At 69.7% G+C, this 14,272-nt stretch carries 12 protein-coding genes and 1 pseudogene; 10 read left to right on the top strand and 3 right to left on the bottom strand.

The annotated features are described in order from the left end of the window. From EQG76_RS18970 to EQG76_RS18950, 5 genes and pseudogenes are all read left to right on the top strand, one after another. A pseudogene (locus EQG76_RS18970) lies at positions 1–302 on the top strand (hypothetical protein); the annotation flags it as partial. A 255-nt stretch (positions 303–557) separates the two neighbouring features. Beyond that, positions 558–899 (top strand): hypothetical protein, encoded by a 342-nt coding sequence (locus EQG76_RS18965; RefSeq protein ID WP_159715934.1) that lies wholly within the window; start codon positions 558–560, stop codon positions 897–899. A gap of 36 nt (positions 900–935) precedes the next feature. Next, on the top strand, positions 936–1,373 hold the full coding sequence (locus EQG76_RS18960; RefSeq protein ID WP_159715933.1) for a hypothetical protein: 438 nt from the start codon (positions 936–938) through the stop codon (positions 1,371–1,373). A 52-nt stretch (positions 1,374–1,425) separates the two neighbouring features. Further along, positions 1,426–1,662, top strand: coding sequence for a hypothetical protein (locus tag EQG76_RS18955; RefSeq protein WP_159715932.1), 237 nt, complete (start codon positions 1,426–1,428; stop codon positions 1,660–1,662). Between the two features lie 96 nt (positions 1,663–1,758). Next, entirely contained in the window at positions 1,759–2,523 is a 765-nt protein-coding gene (locus tag EQG76_RS18950; RefSeq protein WP_159715931.1) for an SDR family oxidoreductase, read from the top strand. 585 nt (positions 2,524–3,108) lie between these two features. Here the strand turns inward: EQG76_RS18950 and EQG76_RS18945 are convergent. Continuing rightward, positions 3,109–3,594 carry a peroxiredoxin gene (locus EQG76_RS18945; protein ID WP_159715930.1) on the bottom strand — a complete coding sequence of 162 codons (486 nt, stop codon included), beginning with the start codon at positions 3,592–3,594 and terminating at the stop codon, positions 3,109–3,111. A gap of 229 nt (positions 3,595–3,823) precedes the next feature. Here EQG76_RS18945 and EQG76_RS18940 point away from each other — a divergent pair, with 229 nt between their 5' ends. Continuing rightward, on the top strand, positions 3,824–4,399 hold the full coding sequence (locus EQG76_RS18940; protein ID WP_159715935.1) for a YqgE/AlgH family protein: 576 nt from the start codon (positions 3,824–3,826) through the stop codon (positions 4,397–4,399). 74 nt (positions 4,400–4,473) lie between these two features. On the opposite strand, the gene EQG76_RS18935 is transcribed toward EQG76_RS18940, so the two are convergent. Both EQG76_RS18935 and EQG76_RS18930 read right to left on the bottom strand, forming a co-directional pair. After that, positions 4,474–5,844, bottom strand: a complete 1,371-nt coding sequence (locus EQG76_RS18935) for an HlyD family type I secretion periplasmic adaptor subunit (RefSeq protein ID WP_159715929.1) — start codon at positions 5,842–5,844, stop codon at positions 4,474–4,476. Continuing rightward, positions 5,844–8,111 carry a type I secretion system permease/ATPase gene (locus tag EQG76_RS18930; protein ID WP_159715928.1) on the bottom strand — a complete coding sequence of 756 codons (2,268 nt, stop codon included), beginning with the start codon at positions 8,109–8,111 and terminating at the stop codon, positions 5,844–5,846. Before EQG76_RS18930 ends, EQG76_RS18935 begins: the two co-directional genes overlap by 1 nt. A 357-nt stretch (positions 8,112–8,468) precedes the next feature. Between EQG76_RS18930 and EQG76_RS18925 the strand changes: the two genes are divergently transcribed. The 4 genes from EQG76_RS18925 to EQG76_RS18910 all read left to right on the top strand — a co-directional run. Further along, positions 8,469–10,157, top strand: coding sequence for a TolC family outer membrane protein (locus EQG76_RS18925; protein ID WP_159715927.1), 1,689 nt, complete (start codon positions 8,469–8,471; stop codon positions 10,155–10,157). Between the two features lie 145 nt (positions 10,158–10,302). Beyond that, positions 10,303–11,841 (top strand): 2,3-bisphosphoglycerate-independent phosphoglycerate mutase, encoded by a 1,539-nt coding sequence (gene gpmI, locus EQG76_RS18920; RefSeq protein WP_159715926.1) that lies wholly within the window; start codon positions 10,303–10,305, stop codon positions 11,839–11,841. 4 nt (positions 11,842–11,845) lie between these two features. Further along, complete coding sequence (locus tag EQG76_RS18915) at positions 11,846–13,000, top strand: murein hydrolase activator EnvC family protein (protein ID WP_159715925.1); 1,155 nt, start codon at positions 11,846–11,848, stop codon at positions 12,998–13,000. Continuing rightward, positions 13,000–14,272 (top strand): S41 family peptidase (locus EQG76_RS18910; protein ID WP_159715924.1); only part of this gene is annotated, 1,273 nt, incomplete at its 3' end. The genes EQG76_RS18915 and EQG76_RS18910, both read left to right, overlap by 1 nt.

Below are 14,272 nucleotides of genomic sequence, written 5' to 3'. Positions count from 1 at the left end.
ATGGCAACAAGGGTTCCTATAACGGGAACGACAACGGCAACGGCAATTACGGGTCGTACAACGGCAACGAGAACGGCAACAAGAACCGTGGCAGCTACAACGGCAACGAGAACGGCAATCAGAACAAGGGCTACGGCAACGGCAACCAGAACGGCAATCAGAACAAGGGCTACGGCAACGGCAACGTGAACGGCAACAAGAACCGGGGCAGCGACAACGGCAACTATAACGGCAACAGCAACTACGGCAGCGACAACGGTAACTACAACGGTAACCGCAACGGCGGCTTCAGGGGCCGCTGACGCTGCACTCCGGGACAGGCTCGATTCGGCCTGTCCCACTGGCCTGTGACCTGCAGCCTGACCCCGTATCCGGGCTCTGCCCGGGGCGGGGTGGGCCGAGGCGGGTCAGGCCTTGTAGCCGACTGATCGCTCGCGCGTTCCCGTCTGGCGGCGGGAGCGCGCGCCTTTCCTGCTTCAGGGCCCTCTTTAGAGGAGTGACCTTCCGTGCCAGCCATGCCCTGGTTCGCTGCCGGGCTGCTTGCCTTGGCCGATGCCTTGCCGGCCGCCACCGTGCCCGCTGCCACCACCGTGCCCGCGGATGCGCCGGCCAACCACCCCGGTCGCTCGTACCCCTCCTTCGCCGGCGGGATGTTCGGCAACGGCGACATCGACATCATGAACGGCGGCGACGGCAATATCGGCAGCGACAACGGCAACCGTAACGCTGGCAGGCACAACGGCAACGGCAACATCGGTAACGGTAACGGCAACGACAACGGCGGCCATTACAACGGCAACGGCAATATCGGCAGCCGCAACGGCAACGGCAACGGCGGCAGCTTCAACGGCAACCGCAATCTCGGCCAGCACAACGGCAACAATAACGGCCGGCGCTGAGATGCGCCGCTCGTGGCCGCAGGAACGGAGCATGCGATGAAGGCCCTGCTCGTCTCGACCGCCCTGGCCGCCGCCGGTCAGCTGCCCGGGCCGGGCGGCGCAGGCCAGGCAGCTGAGCCCTGGATCCGGCCCGCTGCCGCCGAGCAGCCCTACCTGACCGACTATCTCCGCCGCTGGTTCGGGGCAGGGGCGGGGCGGGGGGACGGTCTGGACCGGGCGGGCGGCCGTCCAAACTCGGACGGTGCCGACCCGGCATCGGCGGAACGCTGGACCGGCCAGGGCAACAACAACGGCAACGGCAACCGAGGTGACGGCAATGGCAACGGCAACCTCAGCAACGGCCAGGGCAACGGTCAGTTCGGCAGCAACCGTGGCAACAACAGTCCCGGCCGGAGCGGGACCGGCAGCGGCAACGGTAATGGCAACGGCAACGCCGGCAGCGGCAACGGCAATGGCAACGGGAATGGGCGATGAGCCGCGCGGCCATAGGTCAGGCCGGCGCCATCGTCAGGCTCCTGGTGCCGTGATGAGCGGGTCGGTGCGCGCTCACCGCCAGCGCCTGATCGAGGCGGGCCTGCGCCGGCTTGAGGTCCATGCCCGGCCGGCCGACGCGCAATTGATCCGTCATCTCGCCCGCAGCCTCGCCCGCGACGACAGGGAGGGTGCGTGGCTGCGCAAGGCGCTCGAGGCGCTGGTGCCCGACAGGAAGGGGCCGAGCTTCAAGGAGTGGCAGGCATCGGCGGATGATTCCGACGAGGAATAGCTGCCGGCCGAAGGTCGCCACCCCCTCGGCACTCTTGCGCCCTGGCCCGGAGTGAGGCTTCACCCGCAGGAGCACGATCAGGGCCAGGGGGAGCCGATGTCCAAGCTGTTCGATCTGAGTGGAAGGGTGGCGCTGGTGACCGGCGCCTCGCGCGGCCTGGGCTTTGCTATGGCCGAGGGCTTGGCCGAGCACGGCGCCACCGTGGTGCTGAACGGGCGCGACGCCGCCAGCCTGGAGGAGCGGGCGGCGGCGCTCCGGGCGCAGGGCCTCTCGGCCGAGGCGGCGGCGTTTGACGTCTCGGACGGACCGGCCGCGGCCGCCGAGGTGGCGCGTCTGGCCGACCGGCACGGGCGCCTCGACATCCTGGTCAACAATGCCGGGATCCAGCATCGCCGGCCGCTGGTGGAATGGGCCGACGAGGATTTCGAGCGGGTGCTGGCGGTCAACCTGACCGCCTGCTTCCGGATGGCACGCGAGGCCGCCCGGGTGATGCTCCGCCAGGGCAGCGGCAGCATCGTCAACACCGGCTCGGTTGTCCCGGTCCTCGCACGCCCGACCATCCATGGCTATGTCGCCGCCAAGGCCGGCCTGCACGGGCTGACGCGCTCGCTCGCGGCCGAGCTCGCGGGCAAGGGCGTGCGGGTCAACGCGATCGGGCCCGGCTACTTCGCCACCGAGATGAACCGGGCGCTGCTCGACGACGAAGCCTTCACCGGCTGGGTCAAGAGCCGCGCCCCGGTCGGCCGCTGGGCCGACCCGGCCGAGCTGAAGGGTGCCGTCGTGTTCCTGGCCTCCGATGCGGCCAGCTATGTGCATGGCCATCTGCTGATGGTCGACGGCGGGATCTCGACCAGCCTCTGACGCGACCGACTGGGCGCGTGCGCGGGTAGGCGCGGATCGGTGCAGCACCGGGTCTCAGTCCTTCGCGCACGCTCCGGTCCTGGTTCTGCCGGCGCCCGGACGATGCCGGGCCAGATGTGCGGTTCCGGGATGCGGTGGTGCCGGTTGATCTGGAAGGCTGGCGGATCGCCTCCATGCGTCGTGGCCCGCCGGGAACGGCGATCGTCGCCCCAGTGCCTCAGGATGCAGGCTCGGATATGAGCCCGGAGCGGGTCCAGGCCAGGATGGAAGGTCTCGTGCGTCGCCTGCCCGGAGCGAGCACCAGGGCAGGCTCCTGACCGTTTGGTCCATCCTTCGGCAGGAACCGGATGATTCGCACCTTGAAGAGGACCGGTCCAGGGGGAACCAGGAGAGGGCGGCGGTTCCGGAGGTTCAGCCATAGCGGCTCGTGCAGGCTGAACCGGGGAGACCTGCTGCCGGCACGTGCCGCCTGCCAACAGCGATCGGCCCCGGGGGGCCTGCCTGGTCGGCAGCCCGTATCCCGGCAGCATGGCTGCCGGACTGGCAGAGGGCCGGCTCGGCAACGCCTGCCGGCCAGCAGCCGGATCAGAGCGACTGCAGCAGCCGGTCGGCGCCGGAGACCTCCATGACGCCGGGGCTCTCCTCGACGTTCAGGACCTTCACCACCCCGTCCTCCAGCAGCATGGAGTAGCGCAGCGAGCGGACGCCCAGGCCGGCGCCCGAGGCATCCAGTTCCATGCCGATCGCCTTGGTGAACGCCCCGTTGCCGTCCGCCAGCATCAGCACCCGGCCCTGCACGTCATTGACCCTGGCCCACTCGTCCAGGACGAAGGCGTCGTTCACCGCCACGCAGGCGATGACTTCCACCCCCTTCGCCTTCAGCGCCTCCCCATGCTCCAGGAAGCTCGGCAGATGCCGGTTGTGGCAGGTCGGGGTGAACGCGCCCGGGACGGCGAACAGCACCGCCTTCTTGCCGCCGAACACCTGGCTCGTCGACACGTCCTCCAGGCCCTCGGCCGTGCGGATCTTGAACTTGGCCTCGGGCAGCCGATCGCCCACACGGATCGCCATGTCTCGTCCATCCTGTCGCGACGCCCCGGCGCGCCGCCGGGCGGATTGCTCATGTTCGATGCCGGGCCGCTTTGGCCCGTGGACGAGAAATGGAGTACCCGGGCCGCTCACGCAACCGGCGGCACGACCCCGGGACGGCCGGCGCCATTCCGCGTCCGGACGTACGTGGATGAACCAACCGTCACGGGACCATCTTGGCGTGCCGGGGCGGCGCGCCTATGTGCATGGCATGGCTGCCTCAGATCATACCCATCCGCATTTCACCGGCATGATGCTGATCGCCATGCCGGGCATGGCCGACACGCGCTTTGCGAAGTCGGTGGTCTATGTCTGCTCGCACTCGCCCGAGGGTGCCATGGGCATCGTGGTCAACCAGGCGATCGACCAGCTCCGCCTGCCGGCTGTGCTCCAGCAGCTCGGCATCGACGGAAACGGCCAGCCGGACGACCAGCCAGTCCATGTCGGCGGTCCGGTCGAGACCAATCGCGGCTTCGTGCTCCACTCGGCGGAGTACCGGCTGGATTCGACGCTGGTGATCGACGAGTCGTTCGCGCTGACCGCGACCGTCGAGATCCTGCGGGCAATCGCAGAGGGTAAGGGCCCCAAGCGCCTGGTGCTGGCGCTGGGCTATGCCGGCTGGGCGCCTGGTCAGCTCGATGCCGAGATCATGGACAATGGCTGGCTGCTGGTGCCGGGCGACGCGGACATCGTGTTCGACCGCAACGACGAGAGCAAATGGGACCGGGCGCTGGCCAAGCTGAAGGTCGACCCGCTGCTCCTGTCCGGTGCTGCCGGCCACGCCTGACGCTCACGACCAGAGCCGGGGTAGGGATCTCAGGGTCCGGGGCGCCGCCGCGGTGGCGCCCCGGGCCTGGCAGGTCAGCGTTCGCGCAGGGCTTCGGCCCGGGCGCGCAGGATGGGCTTGAGTAGATAGTCCATCACCGTCTTCTTGCCGGTCAGGATGTCGACCTGGGCGGTCATGCCCGGAATGATCTCGAGCGGGCGTTCGTCCGTGCCGAGATGGGCCTTGTCGGTCCGCACCCGCACCCGGAAGAAGGTCTCGCCGCGCTCGTTGGCCAGTGCATCCGCGCTGATATCCTCGACCCGCCCGTGCATCCCGCCATAGATCGAGTAGTCGTAGGCGGTGATCTTCACGGTGGCGGGCAGGCCCGGCCGCAGGAAGGCGATGTCGGACGGGCGGACCATCGCCTCGACCAGCAGCGTGTCCTCGATCGGCACGATCTCCATGATCTCGCCGCCGGGCGGCAGGACGCCGCCCACCGTGTTGATCTTGATCTGCTTGACTACGCCGCGCACCGGCGAGCGCACCTCCGTGCGCCGTACCTGGTCGGCCCCCGCCGAGACCACCTCCTGAATGCTTTGCAGCTCGGTGCGCTTGAGGGTCAGCTCGCGTAAGGATTCGGAGCGGAACTCGCTGCGCACCGCCTCAATCCGGTGGTTCGCCTCCTTCAAGGCACTCTCCGCCCGGGGCTTCTGCAGCCGGGCCTGCTCCAGCGACGCTTCCAGCTCGACCACCTGGCGGCGCAGCCGGAGCGCGTCCATCTTGGAGAAGATGCCGCGCGCCGCCAGCGGGGCGGCCATCTCCTGCTCCTGTCGGGCGAGCTCCAGAGAGGCCGACAGGCTCTCCTCCTTGTTGGCCAGCTCGCGCAACTCGTTCTGCCGCTGCTCGACCTGCTGGTTCAGGACTGAGATCTGGTCGTCCAGCTGCTGCCGGCGCGCCTCGAACAGGCTCAGCTCGTTCTGGGCGATCAGCGGTGCATTATCCAGCACCTCCTGGGGGAACTGGATTTCGCGGCCGTCGATCTGGGCCTGCAGCCGCTCCACCGAGGCGAGCAGGCCGTAATAGCGGATCACGTTCTCGCGATAGTCGCTGGCGGCGCGGACATTGTCGATCCGGGCGACCACCTGGTCCTTCTCGACCATGTCGCCCTCGCGCACCAGGGTCGCGGCCAGGATGCCGCCCTCCAGGTTCTGGATGATCTGGACCTGGCGGGACGGGATCACCCGACCTTCGCCCCGGGTGACCTCGTCCAGCGTCGCCCATTGCGCCCACCAGACGAACACGACCACGAAGGCGACCACGCACCACAGGATCAGGTGGCTGAACAGCCGGGGCTTCCAGCGCGAGGCGCCATGAGCGCCCGGGATGAAGGCCTGCTCGGGCGTCCCCCCCAGCACCCAGTCGCCGACGCTGGCCGGCGCGCCCTGACTGGCCGGACGGTTCGCCATCACCGCTCTCCCCGGATCTGGCCGGATGCCAGCGCCTTCAACACTTTCTCCTTCGGCCCGTCCGCCGCGACCCGGCCGTTGTCGATCACCAGGATCCGGTCGGCCAGCGTCAGCATCGACTGGCGATGGGTGACCAGCAGCATGGTGCGGCCCGGCACCTCGCGGGCCAGGCGCGCCTTCAGCCGGTTCTCGGCACCGGTGTCCATGGCGCTGGTCGGCTCGTCCAGGATCAGGATCGGCGGGTCGAGCAGCAAGGCCCGCGCCACCGCCACCGCCTGGCGCTGGCCGCCGGACAGGGCCTCGCCGCGCTCGCCGACATGGAGGTCGTAGCCCATGGGATGGCGGGTGGCGAACTCCTCCACGCCCGAGATCCGAGCGGCGCGCAGCACCGCCTGGTCGTCGACGAAGGCCGCCCCCAGGGTGATGTTGTCGCGCAGCGAGCCCTGGAACAGGTAGACGTCCTGCGGCACGCAGCCGATCGAGCGGCGCAGGTCGGCCGGGTCGAGCTGGCGGACGTCGGTGCCGTCCACCAGTACCGCACCTTCCTGCGGCTCGTAGAGCCCCAGCACCAGCTTCTCGATGGTGGTCTTGCCCGAGCCGATCCGGCCGATCAGCGCCACCCGCTCGCCTGCCGCGATCTTGAACGAGACGTTGCGCAGCGCCGGCAGCTTCTGGTTCGGGTAGGTGAAGGTGACGTTCTTGAACTCGATGTCACCGCGCAGGTGCGGGCGGTGGACGAAGCGGGCCCCATCCGGCCGCTCGGTGGGCAGCGCCATGATGTTGTTGAGGGTTTCCAGTGAGGTCTTCGACTGGTGGAACCGGGTGAGCAGGGCCGCCACCTGGCCCAGCGGCGCCATCGCCCGGCTGCCGATGATCGTGCAGGCGATTAGGGCACCCACGGTGAGCTCGCCCTCGGCGATCTTGTAGACCCCCATCACCACCATGCCGACATAGACGAGGTTGGCCGCGGTCGAGGCGAAGTTCACGGTCAGGGACGACAGGAAGCGCGCCTTGTTGGCGGTCTTGGCGGTGGCCGCGACCAGCCGCTCCCAGGAGCGCTGCATCCGGCCCTCGGCTGCCACGCTCTTGATGGTCTCCAGCCCGTTGATCGCCTCGACCAGGAGGCCGTGCTTCATCGCGGTCTCGCGGAAGGTCTCCTTCACGATCCGGTCGAGCGGCAGCTGGATCAGGAGGCCCACGCCCAGCACGATCGGCACGGCCAGGCCGGGGATGATCGCGAGGTCGCCGCCGATCAGGAACACGATCGCCAGGAACAGGACGATGAAGGGCAGGTCGACCAGGGCGGTGACGGTGGCGGACGTGAAGAAGTCGCGCAGCGTCTCGAACTCGCGCAGGTTGCTGGCGAACGCACCCGCGGAGGCGGGGCGGCCGGCCAGGCGGATGCCCAGTACCTGCTCGAAGATCCGGCTGGCCATGATCACGTCCGAGGCCCGCCCGGCCGTGTCCACGAAATAGCCGCGCGCCGTCTTCAGGACGAAGTCGAACGCGAAGATGATCAGCGCGCCCGCGGCCAGGACCCAGAGGGTCTCCAGCGCGTTGTTCGGGACGACCCGGTCATACACGTTCATCACGAACAGCGGCGACACGAGCGAGAAGACGTTGATCAGCAGCGCTGCGATCACGACCTCGATATAGACCGGCCACTGCTTGAACAGGGTCGACCAGAACCAGTGATTGCCGAAGCGGGGCGCTCCCTGGCGCTTGTCGCGCTCGTTCAGCTCGAGCTCGGGCCGGGCGAAGAAGGCGTGGCCAGTATAGATGCGCTCAAGCTCGGCCAGCTCGATCTCGCGCACGCCAAGGCCGGTCTCGGGCACGATCACCCGCGCCTTGTCCCCGCCGCGCGAGATCAGGACACAGCTGCGCCGGTCGCGCAGCAGGAGCACGCAGGGCAGGGCCAGTTCGTCGATGTCACGCAGGCCGCGGCGCACCAGCCGCGCGTCCAGCCCCGCGCGCTCGGCTGCGCGCGGGAACAGGGCGGGGGTCAGCCGCTCGTCCTCGAGCGGCAGCCCGGCGCGCAGGGAATCGGCCGAGGAGGGCCGGTCCAGCAAGTGGGTGAGGGCCACCAGGCTCGCCAGGAGCGGGTCGTCGATCTGTGAGGTGGCGGCACGGATCCGCCACTGCGGCGCCTGCTGCCGCTTGGCACCCGCCTCCGCCTGCGGCGGGACCGGATCGGCCACCGCGCTCGGATCCGCGGTCGGGTCACCGACCGCGCGCCCGGGATCATCGTCCGGCCGGACTTCCGTCATCGTATTTCCTCAGGCCCTCGAAGCGATGGAACGGCTGCCGCCATACGGCACGCCTTCCGGCTGTGATCGAATGAGCACAAGCTCATGCGGTGGCGTTCTAGCACCAACAGGTTAGCTTTCCCTTCCCATTCTCGCTTCCTAAACACAACTCGTCCCGGCGTTGCCGACATGCACCATCTCCGGCCGATTGGGGAAGCGGTGTCCCGTGCCTGTTATTGACCCGCGGCCCATGCACGTCGACGTTGACGCGTGTTTGGAGTGACGTCTATCGACAGTTGAAAGTTGCTGTCCGTTTTTCTCGGGTAGCCAGAGACAGCGCGGAAGGATCGGATGCCAGGAAATGGTGGACACCGCCCGATGCGGGCCCCGAAGCGGGTATTGGCTGGTCTGCTGACCACCAGCGCGCTCGTGCTGGGGGCGAACTCGGTCGAGGCGACCACGATCGCCGACACGGTCCGGGCCGCCGTGGCCACCAATCCCGAGATCGGCGTGGTCCGCAACGACCGCCTGGCGGTGGACCAGGAACTCCAGCAGGCGCGGGCACTGGGCCTGCCGACGCTCGACCTCCGGATCGCCGGCGGCCCGGAATACACCAACTCGATCGGCACTCGCGCGCGCAACGACAGCAACGGGCGTTTCCGCACCGACACCTCGCTGACCCTCACCCAGCGGGTCTTCGACGGCGGTGCCACTCACAGCGAGATCGACCGGCAGCTCGCCAGGGTGGACAGTGCGGCCAACCGGGTGCGCGAGGCGGCCGAGTTCATCGCGCTGGACGGCATCCAGGCCCATCTGGACTATCTGCGCAATCTCGACCTGATAGCACTGGCCGACGCCAATGTCGCCGCCCACCGGCGGATCCTGGGCGAGGTCCGGGACCTGGAGGCCGGCGGCACCACCGGGATCGCCGATGTCCGCCAGGCCGAGGCCCGCCTCGCGGCGGCGGTCGACAGCCTGGAGCAGATCCGGGGCGACTTCGCCAATGCCGGCTCGACCTACCTGCAGGTGGTGGGCATGGCGCCCATGGACCTCCAGCTGGAGGAGCCGCCGACCGCGGCCCTGCCCGCCGGGGTCGAGGCGGCGGCGCTGCGGGCGTCCTCGTCCAGCCCCACCGTGCAGATCGCGGCCTCGGATGTCGACGTCGCCGCGGCCGAGGTGCGCGCCGCGCGGGCGGGCTACTACCCGCGCTTGAACGTGGAGGCGGGCGCTTCTACCGCCAATGACGTGAACGGCGTGGATGGCAGCGATGTCAGCGCCGAGGTCCTCCTGGTGATGCGCTACAACCTGTTCCGCGGCGGCGCCGACGTCGCGCAGGAGCGCGAGGCCTTCCATCGCCTGAACGAGGCGCGCTCCTCGCTGGCCCGGGTCCGGCGCCAGGCCGAGGAGGATGCGCGCAGCGCCTTCATAGCGCTGGACACCGCCACGGCCCGGATCGAGACCCTGCGCCTGCAGGTGGAGGCGAACCGCCGCACCCGCGACGCCTATGCCGACCAGTTCATCGTCGGCCAGCGCACCCTGCTCGACCTGCTGGACGCCGAGAACGAATTGTTCGTGTCGCGCGTCAACCTCACCACTGCCGAGTACCAGCAGCGCTTTGCCGTGTACCGCACGATCACGATCACCGGTGCCTTGCTGGACACGCTGGGCGTCGAGCGGCCGCGCGAGGAGATCAACATCGAGCGGACGCCGGAGCGGCTGCACACGCCCGAGCGGATCGAGCGAAAATCCCTGCAGCTCGAGAGCCTGAGCGCGGAGCCCCGCCCGCTGCGGGGCAGGTCTGCGGGCGAGCCGGCCGACCTGCCGGGCAATCCGGGGCTTTCCGATCCGGTCGGGGCCGATCCGGTCGGGGATGGCGAGGACATGAGGCAGGCTGGCCCCATCGAGGTAGCACCGGCGGCCGGGCCGGACGGCTCCCTTGCGGAGGGCACGGCGGGGCTGGCCGGGATCGAGCCCACCGCCGGCCCGGACACGGCACCGGCACCCTCCCAGGGCGGGGCATCCTACGAATCGTTCAGCAGCTTCTGGAACGCGGTCACCGGCAACTGAAGCACCATGCCGGCTGCGGCCAGGTTCACTGGACCGCCATGCTGATCGGCGTTAAGCCCGAGTGGTCCTGCCCGACTTGGCCCGCGCCTGCCCAAGGGGAGCGGCAGACCACCTGGATCGGCAGGGCCGCAGCTAGGGGTTCCTCATGAAGATCAGGCCGGTGGCCGTGGTGGTGCTGGACGGGTTCGGCCAGCGCGCCGATCCGAGCGACAATGCCGCGGCGCTGGCGGCGACGCCGGTGATCGACCGGATCCGGGCGCAATGGCCGGTGACCACGCTGCGCGCCGACGGCGAGGCCGTGGGCCTGCCGGATGGGCAGTTCGGCAACTCGGAGGTGGGGCACACCAATCTGGGTGCTGGCCGGGTCGTGATGCAGGACCTGCCCAAGATCAGCCAGGCCGCGCGGGACGGCAGCCTCGCCCAGAACGAGCGGCTGCTCGCCGCGGCACGGGCGGTCAAGGCGAAAGGTGGACGCTTCCATCTGCTGGGCCTGGTGTCGCCGGGCGGCGTCCATTCCCATCAGGACCATGCGGTGGCGCTGGCGAGAGCGCTGGCAGCACAAGGCCTGGAGGTGCTGGTCCATGTCCTAACCGACGGGCGGGACACGCCGCCGCGCTCGGCCGGCGAGTTCGTGGCGAGGTTAGAGCAGGATCTGGGGGGTACGGCCCGCCTCGCCACGCTCGGCGGGCGCTATTTCGTGATGGACCGGGACCATCGCTGGGAGCGGGTCGCGAAGGGCTGGCAGGCGATCGTGGCCGGCCAGGGGCCGCGGGCGGCTTCGGCCGATCAGGCGATCGCCGCTGCCTATGCCGCCGACAAGACCGACGAGTTCATCGAGCCCGTGGTGCTGGGCGACTACCAGGGGATGCGCGACGGCGACGGGCTGCTCTGCTTCAATTTCCGCTCCGACCGGGTGCGCCAGATCATGGACGCCTTCGTGGACCCCGACTTCGAGGGCTTCGCGCGCGGGCATGTGCCCGAGCTGGCGGCAGCGGTCGGCATGACCAGCTACTCCACCACGCTGGACGAGCGGCTCGCCACACTGTTCCCGCCGGAGCCGCTGACGGAGCTGATGGGCGAGGTCGTGGCCGGGGCGGGGCTCACCCAGCTGCGCGCCGCCGAGACCGAGAAATACCCACACGTGACCTTCTTCTTCGACGGCGGCGAGGAGAAGGACCTGCCCGGCTGCCACAAGATCCTGGAGCCGTCCCCCAAGGTCGCGACCTACGACCTCCAGCCGGAGATGTCGGCGCCGGGCCTGACCGACCGGGTCGTCCAGGCGATCGCCGATACCAGGCCCGACTTCATCCTGCTGAACTTCGCCAATCCCGACATGGTCGGGCATAGCGGCGTGCTTCCGGCGGCGATCCGCGCGGTGGAGACGGTGGATGCCTGCCTTGGCCGGGTGATCGCGGCGATTGAGCGCCTGGGTGGTGCCGCGCTGGTCACGGCCGACCACGGCAATTGCGAGGTGATGCGCGATCCCGAGACTGGCAACCCGCACACCGCGCACACCACCAACCCGGTGCCGATCGTGCTGGTGGGAGCGCCGCCCGGGATCGGCCTGCGTCAAGGCGGGGTGCTGGCCGACGTGGCGCCGACCGCGCTGGCGCTGCTGGGGGTCGAGCAGCCCGCCGCCATGACCGGCCGCTCGCTGCTCACGCCAGCGCCGGCGGATCGCTGACAGGATGCGTCGCCCGGGCGCCCCGGCCCTGCTGGCCCTGCTGGCGCTCCTGGCGGCACCGGCCGGCGCCGCCAGCTCGGCGCCCTGGCTGGACCGGAGCACAGCCGCAACGGCGGCGGACCTGGCCGAGCGCGCCCAGCAGATCCGCCGCCTTCATCTGGCGACACTGGGGCTGGAGGCGGCACTGAGCGGCACGCAGAACCGGATCGACCAGGTCGCGGCGGACAGGGTGCAGGCCGAGATCCGGCTGGAGGAAGCGGCCGACCGGGTGCGTTCGCTGCGCCGCGCGCTCAGCGGTGCCGCCGGACGAACGGTCGCGGCCCTGCGGCTGGCGGGAGAGAGTGGGGCCACCACCGAGGTGAGCTACCGCCGGGCGGCGCTTCGCGCCGGCAGCATCGACTGGAGCCGCTCGGAACAGGCCCTGCGGGAAGCCGACCGGGCCCTGGCGCAGCTCGGCCAGGCTCGCGTGGAGGGCGAGGCGACCATGGCGGCGTTGGACGGGCTGATGGCGCAGCTCGGCCAGGAGCGGGCCCGGATCGAGGAGGTACCCCTGGCCGTACTGGCCATGGAGCTGCGCCAGCCGGGTGCGGCCGCTCCCCTGCCGGCCGCCGTCCTGCCAGCCGCCCCCTTGCCAGCCGAAGCACTGCTCCGGCCAGCACTCCCGCACACGCCGCCAGCAGACGGGGCAGCGGACGGGGCAGCGGCCCTGGCTTTGGCCGACCTGCCGCCTGGCCGCGCCGGAGGCCTGCCCTGGTCGCTGCCCAGAGGCGACGAGCCAGCGTGGGACGGCATCCCGGCCCGCCTGCCGGTGCTGCCGCCGCCGGCGCGTGGTGCCGCCCGGCGCGGCATCCTGCTCGACCCGCCGCCTTCCGGCACCATCCTGGCGCCGGAAGCTGGCAAGATCGTGTTCGCTGGGGCGTTTCGTTCCTACGGGCAAATCTTGATCATCGACCATGGCAATGGCTACCATACGTTGATGGCTGGATTCGCACGTCTCGGCGTGGCTGCCGGAGCGGAGGTTCTGGCCGGCGAACGGATCGGTACGGTGGACGCTGGGTCCGGCGTATCGGGACGCCTATATGTCGAACTACGGCGCAAGGGTGTGCCGGTGGATCCGATGCCGTGGCTTGCGGCTCGCGAAGACAAGGTCCGGGGTTGATGACGGCGAGACTTATACGCTCTGGGCTACTGATCGGCGGCTCCGTCGCCTTCGGCGTGCTGGTCGGTCAAGTGGCACCGCTGTCCGCGCAGTCCGGTGGCGAGGTCTATCGGCAGCTCAAGCTGTTCGCCGACGTCTTCGAGCGGGTCCGCGCGGACTATGTCGAGGACGTGCCGGATCAGAAGCTGATCGAGAATGCCATCAACGGCATGCTTACCAGCCTCGACCCGCATTCGGGCTACCTGGACACCGACCGCTACCGGGACATGCAGGTGCAGACCCGCGGCGAGTTCGGCGGGCTTGGCATCGAGGTCACCATGGAGAACGGCCTGATCAAGGTCGTCTCGCCGATCGATGACACTCCCGCCGCCAAGGCCGGCGTGCGCTCAGGCGACTTCATCACCCATATCGACGACGAGGCGGTCACCGGCCTCGCCTTGTCCGAGGCGGTCGACAAGATGCGCGGGCCGGTCGACACCCCGATCCGCCTGCGCCTGATGCGCGAGGGCTCGGAGGAGCCGTTCGACCTGACCCTGAACCGCGCGATCATCAAGATCTCGCCGGTGCGCGCCCATGCCGAGGGCAATGTCGGCTATGTCCGGCTGACCACGTTCAGCGAGCAGACGGCGTCGGGCATGCGCGACGCGATCGACAAGATGCGCGCCGAGATGGGCGGCAAGATGCAGGGCCTGGTGCTCGACCTGCGCAACAACCCGGGCGGGCTGCTCGACCAGGCCGTGGCGGTGTCCGACGCCTTCCTCGACCAGGGCGAGATCGTCTCGACCCGCGGGCGGGAGAACGAGAACATCCAGCGCTTCAACGCGCGCAAGGGCGACGTCCTGGCCGGCGTGCCGATGGTGGTGCTGGTGAACGGCGGCTCCGCCTCGGCCTCCGAGATCGTGGCAGGTGCCCTGCAGGACCATCGCCGGGCGATCGTCATGGGCACCCAGACCTTCGGCAAGGGCTCGGTACAGACGATCATGCCGATCCCGGGCCATGGCGCCATTCGGCTTACCACCGCGCGCTACTACACGCCGGCCGGCACTTCGATCCAGGCCAAGGGCATCACCCCCGACATCGAGGTGCATGCCGCGAACATCGAGGAGACCGACGACTCGTTTGGGCGGCGCGAGGCCGATCTGCGTGGCCGGCTGCGCAACGACCAGAGCGAGGAGGTGCCGGGCGTGGCACCGCCGCTGCCCCCGGAAGCTTCGGCGATCCCGGAGGAGGGCGAGGAGGACTACCAGCTCTCGCGCGCCCTGGACCTGTTGC

It is taken from the genome of Geminicoccus flavidas (assembly GCF_009806515.1).
GTDB classification, from domain to species: domain Bacteria; phylum Pseudomonadota; class Alphaproteobacteria; order Geminicoccales; family Geminicoccaceae; genus Geminicoccus; species Geminicoccus flavidus.
This window is presented reverse-complemented; position numbering and strand designations above follow the sequence as displayed.